This window comes from Agrobacterium sp. SUL3 (assembly GCF_001263295.1).
GTDB classification, from domain to species: domain Bacteria; phylum Pseudomonadota; class Alphaproteobacteria; order Rhizobiales; family Rhizobiaceae; genus Agrobacterium; species Agrobacterium tomkonis.
In genome coordinates this window covers 1-8,330 of sequence record NZ_KQ414545.1, presented here as the reverse complement: position 1 = coordinate 8,330, position 8,330 = coordinate 1, and the positions used below count along the sequence as shown (strand labels likewise).

The following is an 8,330-nucleotide window of genomic DNA, read 5'->3' as shown; positions in this document are numbered from 1 at the left end:
TCGGGCCGCGTCTGGAAGGGGTCCGCTTTCGGCGGCGTCAAGGGACGAACACAGCTCCCCGGCATGGTCGAGGACGCCATGAGGGGCGACATCGATCTGGCCCCTTTCGTCACTCACACCATGGGTTTGGAGGAGATCAACGAGGCGTTCGACCTGATGCACGAAGGCAAGTCGATCCGCACCGTGATCCACTACTGACCCGCCGTTCCCAAGCGCTTCAAGCAACACCAGACATCAAGGAAATTCCGTATGACCACTCCAGTTATCTCCGGTGACGGCATCTTCTCGCACGTCTTCCTCGGCGCCGCCGACATCGACCAGTCGGTCGCGTTCTACGACGCCGCGCTGGGCGCTCTCGGCATCGACAACCTCGGCCCCTTCGGCAACGGTTGGGTGCTATACGGGCGCGACAAGCCAGCCTTCATCATTGCCCGCCCCGGCAATGGTGAAGCGCCCTCCAGCAACGGCGCAACGGTAGGCTTTGCGGCCGCCACGACCGCCGAAGTGGATGCGTTCCATGCTGCCGGCCTCGCCGCTGGCGGCACCGACGAGGGTCAGCCTGGCCCACGTGGCCACCTGCCGGGTGCCTATGCGGCCTATTTGCGCGATCCGGCGGGCAACAAGGTTTGCTCGTACACCTTCGTCTAAAGCTGGGAAGGTGAGGGCCACCCGCCGCCCTATGACTGGCTGTCGCCGGCGCTGAAAGATGCGCCGGCGCCCCCCCCCCACCAACAGCTAGGCAACGGGTTCCTTCGGGTCGCCACACCGTCCCCCAACCGTCGAAGCTAAGGAAAAATAATGAAACGTGTCGAACATCACGCCAGCTTCGGCGGTTGGCAGGACGTCTATCAGCATGACTCGATCAGTCTCGGTTGCGCGATGAACGTGGGCGTCTTTCTGCCGCCTCAATTGAAAGACGGCAGCGCGCCGGTTCTCTATTGGCTTTCCGGTCTGACCTGCACCGAGCAGAATTTCATTACCAAGGCGACCGCGCAGCGTTTCGCGGCCGAGCATGGGATCATTCTCGTCGCGCCGGACACCAGCCCGAGAGGCGAAGGCGTCGCCGACGACGCCAGCTACGATCTGGGGCAGGGCGCCGGCTTCTACGTCAACGCGACGGAAGCGCCCTGGGCCGCTAATTACCGCATGTACGATTATGTCGTCGAGGAATTGCCGGCGCTGATCGAAACCACATTCCCGGCCGACGAGCGTCGCGCGATTGCGGGGCATTCGATGGGTGGACATGGCGCGCTGGTCGCCGCGCTACGCAATCCCGGACGCTATCGCAGCGTATCGGCCTTTTCGCCGATCGTCGCGCCGAGCCAGGTGCCATGGGGCGAGCGTGCCTTCACGGCCTATCTCGGCGACGATCGCGATGCGTGGAAGCAATATGACACGATCGAACTCATCAAGACCGCCCGCGAGCGCCTACCGCTGCTTGTTCACCAGGGCCTCGATGATGAGTTTGTCGACCGCGAGTTGCGGCCTGACCTCCTGCAGGCGGCTTGCGAGGCGGCGGGACATCCGCTGATCCTTCATCAGCGGCCCGGATACGACCACAGCTATTATTTCATCGCGAGCTTCATCGGCGAGCATATGGCCCACCATGCCGCGGCGCTGGCCCATCCGCTCGCTCTTTGCGAAGCGGAAGGACGTGCGGACGCTGCTCGCGGAGGTTGAAGGTGTCGATGCAGGCAGTCAGCGCGTCCTTCTCGAGGACGGCTCGACGCTTGCCTATGACACGCTCGTCATCGCGACGGGGGCGCGGCACTCCTATTTCGGGCACGATCAATGGGAGCCTTTCGCTCCGGGCCTCAAATCGCTGGAGGATGCGACAACCATTCGCCGGCGCCTTCTGGTCGCGTTCGAGGAAGCCGAGCGCGAAACAGACTCCGCGCGCCGCGCAGCCCTGCAGACTTTCGTCATCATCGGCGGCGGCCCGACCGGCGTGGAGCTTGCCGGCACGATCGCGGAGCTTGCGGGTCTAACTCTGGTGCGAGATTTCCGCTCGATCGATCCGCGTGCGACCCGTGTCGTGCTGATCGAAGCGGGGCAAAGGCTTCTACAGGCTTTCCCGGAAGATCTGTCCGCCTATACGCGCCAAGCGCTCGAAAAGCTGGGCGTTGAAATCAAGCTCGGCTCAACGAACTGCTCTCCATCGCCAAAATGGTACTCGATCGATGGCCGGCTGCGGTGTGACCATCGATGTGAACTCCATTCTCGGTGTTTTTTTTAAAAAACATCTGTCGACTTACAGCTAAGTCCATCTTGACCCCAGTCCGCATTCCGAATCACCATCTCACGCCGGGAGACCGTCAGCGTTCGACCGGATTTTAAACAGCCGCGGACGGTTGTGACACCAATTACATCGATACTCATTATTCATTTGTGCGTGGCGGTGATCTACCTATCCGCCTCCCTCCAACGAATAGCCGAAAACATCTGATAGGACGAAAGCACATGAAACGCGTGACTCTACCAGACGCGGAAGTCGTTCCTTCAATGGGTCAAGGCACCTGGAAGATGGGCGAACGTGCCGAGCGGCGATCCGATGAGATCGCCGCGCTACGCGCCGGTGTCGAGCTGGGCCTGACGCTCATCGATACCGCCGAAATGTATGGCGATGGTGCGGCGGAAACGCTGATATGCGAGGCGGTGGGCAGCCTTCGCGACCAGTTGTTCCTCGTCAGCAAGGCATATCCACAGAATGCATCGCGCTCCCGCCTTGCCGGTGCGTGCGAGGCTAGCCTGAAGCGGCTCGGCACCGATCGGCTCGAGCGTGAAGATACCCAGCCGTGGCCTCGACATAAAGACGAAGCCCCTGAACAAGAAAGCCTGGATGCGACGTCAATCCCCTCCTGGCGGGGCCAATAGAGTTTGATGGAAGCACATCCGGACAAGGTTATCTGGAGATGACCGGATATTAGCCAGTTCAACTGCGTCTGCCGAGATATCGGCTGCAACAGGTCCCGAGCTTAAAGACGCCGCCTCATACGGTCCGGCGAGACACCTCGGACACGCTCCGAAGGAGTCGTCTCGAGTTCCTCAATCTCACGATAGGCATCGTTTCCACTCTTGCCAGGTTTCGCCGGGTAGAGAACCTACGGTCTGCCTTCTGGCGCTGCAATTGCCCACAAATTATTGGCAAGTTCGTGGAGACGCGCACGCAGGTTTTCGCCCCGTCCCCGACGGCCATGACCTGTGATGACAACCGATTGCTTGGCTTCGTCCCAATCAGGAATAAGGCAGCGCGGTGGATCGTGCATCTGCGGACCGAGGTCTTTTCCCTTGGTGCTCAATACATCGATGATGTCTTTTATGTTCTCGACCCGAACTGCGCTCGGCGCAGCCGTACTCGGGACAGGAGCTAGCTGGGGTATCGGTGCACTGGCGCATACAGCAAAGCTGTGCTCGTCGGCATCGACCATACCCCTACAGGTTACGACTAGTCTTTCTGAGATCGGTACCCAAGCTTTTCAGAAAGCGCGTTGGCAGTGGTGCGAAGCTCCTCACCAAGGTACGCGATTTTTTGGTCGCTGGCTTCGCTGCGGATCAGACTGATTGCAATGCCGGCAGATGCGGCTCCCGAGTAATCGCATATCGCTGCGCCAATGCAAAGCATACCTTCGCGGATCTGACCATCGTCGATGGAGTAGCCGCGAGCGCGCGTCAGAGCGAGTTCCTCTTCAAGCTGCGAAAGGCCAGCAACGCTCCTTGATGTCAGAGGCTGTGGAAATTGCGAGAACAACATCCTCAATTCACCGGGCCCCAGATCGGACAGGAGGATCTTCCCGGTGGCCGTAAATGGCGCCGGCAGACGCATACCGATCCGAAACGTGTGTCCAAGAGGCTGAGCCGAGTTGCGACAGCCGATGTAAACGACTTCGCCACCCTCGCGGACGGTGAGGGTCACCGTATAGGGATCGAGATCGTGGCGCTGGGCGAGATGGTCGTTGAATGTCGATACGATATCGAGGTGCGACAGAAAACCATTCGCCCATCTGAGCGAGTGGGGTCCAATACGCAGGGTTCCATCGGCAGATCGCGCCAGAAGATCAAGCTCAGTCATCACCGCAAGCAAGCCATGCGCGCTGCTTTTGGGCAAATCCAGAAATCGTGTCAGCTCGGCTGCTCTCAGGTCCCGCGGGGAACCTGCCACAAGATCCAGAATACGCACGGCGCGTCTGAGTGCCGGTACAGTGTCTGATATTTGCGACGATTGTTGATCTTCAGCCATGCACCTTCCTTGACACACTTGGCCGCTTTGGCCCATAGTTCACTGTAATGACTAAAGTTCAATTGGTTGAACTCTAGTGCGGGAGAGGTCGATGATCAAGCTAAAAAATGCGGCGCTGTTGCGTGATGCCTGCCTGGTGAATGGTCGCTGGCTGAAAGCTGCGGATGGCAAGACGATTGCGGTGGAAAATCCCGCCAACTCGATGATCATCGGTCATGTTCCCTCATTGTCGGCAGATGAGGTTGAAGCTGTAGTCGAGTCAGCAGGCAAGGCATTTTCCGAGTGGAGCCGGCGCGCTGCCAAGGATCGCGCAGCAATCTTGCGCCGCTGGTTTGATCTCATGGTGGCGAACGCTGACGATCTCGGTGCGTTGATGACCGCAGAGCAGGGGAAGCCGCTTGCGGAGTCCAAGGGCGAGGCGCTTTATGCCGCATCCTTCGTGGAATGGTTCGCGGAGGAAGCCAAGCGCGTTTATGGCGACACTATTCCAGCGCCGACCACCGACAAGCGCATTACCATTCTGAAGCAACCGATCGGAGTTTGCGCCGCGATCACGCCGTGGAATTTTCCGGCTGCGATGATTACGCGCAAGGCTGCCCCGGCACTGGCGGCCGGCTGCACGATGATCGTCAAACCGGCCGAGCAGACGCCGCTGACCGCACTTGCTCTGGGTGTTCTGGCGGAAGAGGCAGGCATTCCCCCCGGTGTCTTCCAAGTGGTCACGGGTGCAGCACGCGATATCGGCAAGGTGTTTACCGAAAGCGACACGGTGCGAAAGATCTCCTTTACCGGATCGACTGAAGTCGGTCGTCTGCTGATGGCGCAATCGGCCCCGACGATCAAGAAGCTGTCACTGGAACTTGGCGGCAACGCGCCCTTCATCGTTTTCGATGACGCCGATCTGGATGCTGCTGTCGAGGGCGCGATCGTATCGAAGTACCGCAATGCCGGACAGACCTGTGTGTGCTCCAACCGGATCTATGTCCAGGCCGGCGTGTACGATGCCTTCGCGGAAAAGCTGGCCAAGAGGGTCGAGAGCCTCTCCGTTGGTGAAGGCACCGAACCCGGTATTCTGATCGGGCCCCTGATCGATCAGGACGCCGTGGCGAAGGTCGAGGATCATGTTGCTGACGCCCTTGGAAAAGGGGCGAAGGTCGTTACCGGCGGAAAGCGCCATGCGCTTGGCGGGACATTCTACGAACCCACGGTGCTGACAGGTGCAACGCAGGCAATGAAGGTTGCCCGTGAGGAAACCTTTGGACCGGTCGCCCCACTTTTCCGGTTTGAAACGGAAGAAGAAGCCGTTGCCATGGCGAACGATACCGAGTTTGGTCTGGCGGCCTATTTCTACACCGAGAATGTCCGCCGGACATGGCGTGTCGCAGAAGCGCTCGAATACGGCATGGTGGGCCACAATACCGGCCTCATCTCCAATGAAGTCGCACCGTTCGGTGGCGTAAAGCAGTCCGGACTGGGCCGCGAAGGCTCACACTACGGCATCGATGAATATCTTGAAATCAAATACCTGTGCTCGGCCATCGGCTGAGATCACGCTGGGAGGATCAAATGACCATCAACCCTTTCGAATTCCGCACTGTTCCCTCCATGCAGGTTGCCTGGGGGGGTGCCCAGCGCCTCGGAGAGATTCTTTCCGGCAGGTTCCAGGCGCGCAAGGCACTTCTCATTACCGATGCAGGTCTTATCAAGGCCGGCCTCATCAAACCGATTGCCGACGCTCTGACCGCTAGCGGCTTCATCGTCACGATCTTCGACAAGGTCGTGGCCGATCCGCCGGAGCATATTGTTGCCGACTGCGTCGAATCCGCCAAACAGATCGGGGTCGATATCGTCATCGGTCTTGGTGGGGGCTCGTCGCTCGATATCGCCAAGCTGGTAGCGGTTCTTCTGGTGTCCGACCAGACGCTTGCAGACATGTACGGCATCGGCAACGTCAAGGGGTCGCGTCTGCCGCTGGTATTGGTGCCGACCACGGCTGGAACCGGTTCGGAAGTGACCAACATCTCGATCATCACCACAGGTGAAACCACCAAGATGGGTGTCGTTTCTCCGCAGCTTTACGCCGATTTCGTTCTTCTCGATGCGGAACTGACTGTGGGTCTGCCGCAGGTTCACACCGCGGCTACCGGTATCGACGCCATGGTGCACGCGATTGAGGCTTACACCAGCAAACACAAGAAGAACCCGCTATCAGATGCTTTGGCGCGTGAGGCGTTACGCCTGCTTGGCGCAAACCTGATCGCCGCCTGCAAGGATGGGACCGATCGCAAAGCCCGTGAAGGCATGCTGTTGGGGGCAACATTGGCAGGTCAGGCTTTCGCCAATTCGCCGGTGGCTGCCGTTCACGCGCTCGCTTATCCGCTGGGTGGCCACTACCACGTACCGCATGGCCTTTCCAACGCCCTGATGCTGGGACCAGTGCTGCGTTTCAACGCCAGGGCTGCGGCATCGCTTTATGCCGAGCTTGCCGATGTGCTCGGCGTGCCGGGCGAGGGTGATACGGCGATGCGTTCGGACGCCTTTGTCCGGCATATGGAAAAACTGATGGATGAAAGCGGTGCGCCGCGGCGCCTTCGTGATGTCGGCGTGACGGACAACACCCTGGCAATGCTTGCTTCCGACGCCATGAAGCAGAGCCGCCTGCTGGTCAACAATCCGGTCGAAGTCCGCGAAGAGGATGCACTCGCGCTCTATCGCGAAGCTTTCTGATCCATTTCTTACAGCAATATCTTCAGTCCAAAGGGAGGAAAACGAGTGACCGATATCAGACTTTATATGCTTCAGTCAGGTACCCTGAAATGCAAGGTACACAACATCAAGATGAACCAGGGCAATGGTGCGGACTATGAGATTCCAGTCCCATTTTTCCTGATTACCCATCCCGATGGGCACACCGTCATCGACGGTGGCAATGCGATCGAAGTCGCGACCGACCCGCGCGGTCACTGGGGCGGTATCTGCGATGTCTATTGGCCGGTTCTGGATAAGAACATGGGCTGCGTTGACCAGATCAAGGCGCTCGGTTTCGATCCGGCCGATGTGAAATACGTCGTGCAGTCCCACCTGCATCTCGACCATACCGGCGCGATCGGTCGCTTCCCCAATGCGACCCACATCGTGCAGCGCTCTGAATATGAATATGCCTTTACGCCCGACTGGTTTGCTGGCGGCGGCTATATCCGCAAGGACTTCGACAAGCCGGGTCTGAAGTGGCAGTTCCTCAACGGTACGCAGGACGATTATTACGATGTGTACGGCGACGGCACGCTCACCACGATCTTCACGCCCGGTCATGCACCCGGCCACCAGTCCTTCCTGGTGCGCCTGCCAAACAGCAAACCGCTTCTCCTGACGATCGATGCTGCCTACACACTGGACCACTGGGAAGAGAAGGCTTTGCCTGGCTTTCTTGCCTCGACCGTTGACACGGTCCGTTCTGTTCAGAAGCTCCGCACCTATGCCGAAAAGCATGATGCGACGGTCGTTACCGGCCATGACCCTGACGCCTGGGCGAATTTCAAGAAGGCACCCGAATTTTACGCGTAAATAGAACGCGCAAGTCAAGGGCCAGATACGGCGAGGTTGCATGCAGCCTCGCCGATTTTAATCATATGAGCCAACGCAAGAAATCTGGACAAAGACTGCTTTGATCGGCCGAAATCCGCACGTCAGCAATGTGCGCTTCCGTGCCGTTGTCCGTTAATTTTCATCGTCGAGCCGATCATCAACGCGCGTCAGTGCGAAAGGGTCAAAACCCGACTGTTCCGATCCGACGCCACTGGTACCACATCGGTTGCTCCACTGATGAGGTTTCGAGGGCTCAAGACATCGTCTATCGAAGCGAGAGATGCTACCCGCCTAGTGCACGCGAAATCCTGAGTTCGCCTTTAGCAGCACGCCTATATCCGCCTCGCATCGCTTCCACTACCTATCGTGCCTGGGATTGCGCGATGACAGGCCAGCGTCCGGGACTGTCGTTCACATCATGAATGCTCCATGGGGCTCTGTGGTCATTTCTACATTAATACACGCTAAGGGCATTTTGCAGGTGACGGGAAACACATGATTTCCGCTC

7 protein-coding genes and 2 pseudogenes are annotated in these 8,330 nt (G+C 58.9%); 8 read left to right on the top strand and 1 reads right to left on the bottom strand.

The features are described from left to right. From AKG12_RS28605 to AKG12_RS31485, 5 genes and pseudogenes are all read left to right on the top strand, one after another. Positions 1-198, top strand: a pseudogene (locus AKG12_RS28605) (S-(hydroxymethyl)glutathione dehydrogenase); the annotation flags it as partial. A 51-nt stretch (positions 199-249) separates the two neighbouring features. Next, entirely contained in the window at positions 250-648 is a 399-nt protein-coding gene (locus AKG12_RS28600) for a VOC family protein (protein ID WP_052821423.1), read from the top strand. A 150-nt stretch (positions 649-798) separates the two neighbouring features. After that, entirely contained in the window at positions 799-1,680 is an 882-nt protein-coding gene (fghA, locus tag AKG12_RS28595; RefSeq protein WP_046802465.1) for an S-formylglutathione hydrolase, read from the top strand. Further along, positions 1,619-2,140, top strand: a pseudogene (locus AKG12_RS28590) (NAD(P)/FAD-dependent oxidoreductase); the annotation flags it as partial. The gene fghA and the pseudogene AKG12_RS28590, both read left to right, overlap by 62 nt. A gap of 320 nt (positions 2,141-2,460) precedes the next feature. Further along, positions 2,461-2,874 carry an aldo/keto reductase gene (locus AKG12_RS31485; protein WP_197283372.1) on the top strand — a complete coding sequence of 138 codons (414 nt, stop codon included), beginning with the start codon at positions 2,461-2,463 and terminating at the stop codon, positions 2,872-2,874. 571 nt (positions 2,875-3,445) lie between these two features. Here the strand turns inward: AKG12_RS31485 and blcR are convergent. Further along, positions 3,446-4,273: an IclR family transcriptional regulator BlcR gene (gene blcR / locus AKG12_RS28580; protein ID WP_082179120.1), complete on the bottom strand. Its 828-nt coding sequence runs from the start codon at positions 4,271-4,273 to the stop codon at positions 3,446-3,448. A gap of 55 nt (positions 4,274-4,328) precedes the next feature. Between blcR and AKG12_RS28575 the strand changes: the two genes are divergently transcribed. Genes AKG12_RS28575 through attM form a run of 3 tightly spaced genes read left to right on the top strand, consistent with a single transcriptional unit; the run spans position 4,329 to position 7,801 of the window. Continuing rightward, on the top strand, positions 4,329-5,783 hold the full coding sequence (locus AKG12_RS28575; protein WP_046802463.1) for an NAD-dependent succinate-semialdehyde dehydrogenase: 1,455 nt from the start codon (positions 4,329-4,331) through the stop codon (positions 5,781-5,783). 20 nt (positions 5,784-5,803) lie between these two features. Continuing rightward, positions 5,804-6,964, top strand: a complete 1,161-nt coding sequence (locus tag AKG12_RS28570) for an iron-containing alcohol dehydrogenase (RefSeq protein ID WP_046802462.1) — start codon at positions 5,804-5,806, stop codon at positions 6,962-6,964. A 45-nt stretch (positions 6,965-7,009) separates the two neighbouring features. Continuing rightward, positions 7,010-7,801 (top strand): AttM family quorum-quenching N-acyl homoserine lactonase, encoded by a 792-nt coding sequence (gene attM / locus AKG12_RS28565; protein ID WP_052821421.1) that lies wholly within the window; start codon positions 7,010-7,012, stop codon positions 7,799-7,801. Positions 7,802-8,330 lie beyond the last annotated feature (529 nt).

Coding starts and splice junctions, on each gene's coding strand:
- AKG12_RS28575 (WP_046802463.1), top strand. CDS start 4,329: ATGATCAAGCTAAAAAATGCGGCGCTGTTGCGTGATGCCTGCCTGGTG.
- blcR (WP_082179120.1), bottom strand. CDS start 4,273: ATGGGCCAAAGCGGCCAAGTGTGTCAAGGAAGGTGCATGGCTGAAGAT.
- fghA (WP_046802465.1), top strand. CDS start 799: ATGAAACGTGTCGAACATCACGCCAGCTTCGGCGGTTGGCAGGACGTC.
- AKG12_RS31485 (WP_197283372.1), top strand. CDS start 2,461: ATGAAACGCGTGACTCTACCAGACGCGGAAGTCGTTCCTTCAATGGGT.
- AKG12_RS28570 (WP_046802462.1), top strand. CDS start 5,804: ATGACCATCAACCCTTTCGAATTCCGCACTGTTCCCTCCATGCAGGTT.
- AKG12_RS28600 (WP_052821423.1), top strand. CDS start 250: ATGACCACTCCAGTTATCTCCGGTGACGGCATCTTCTCGCACGTCTTC.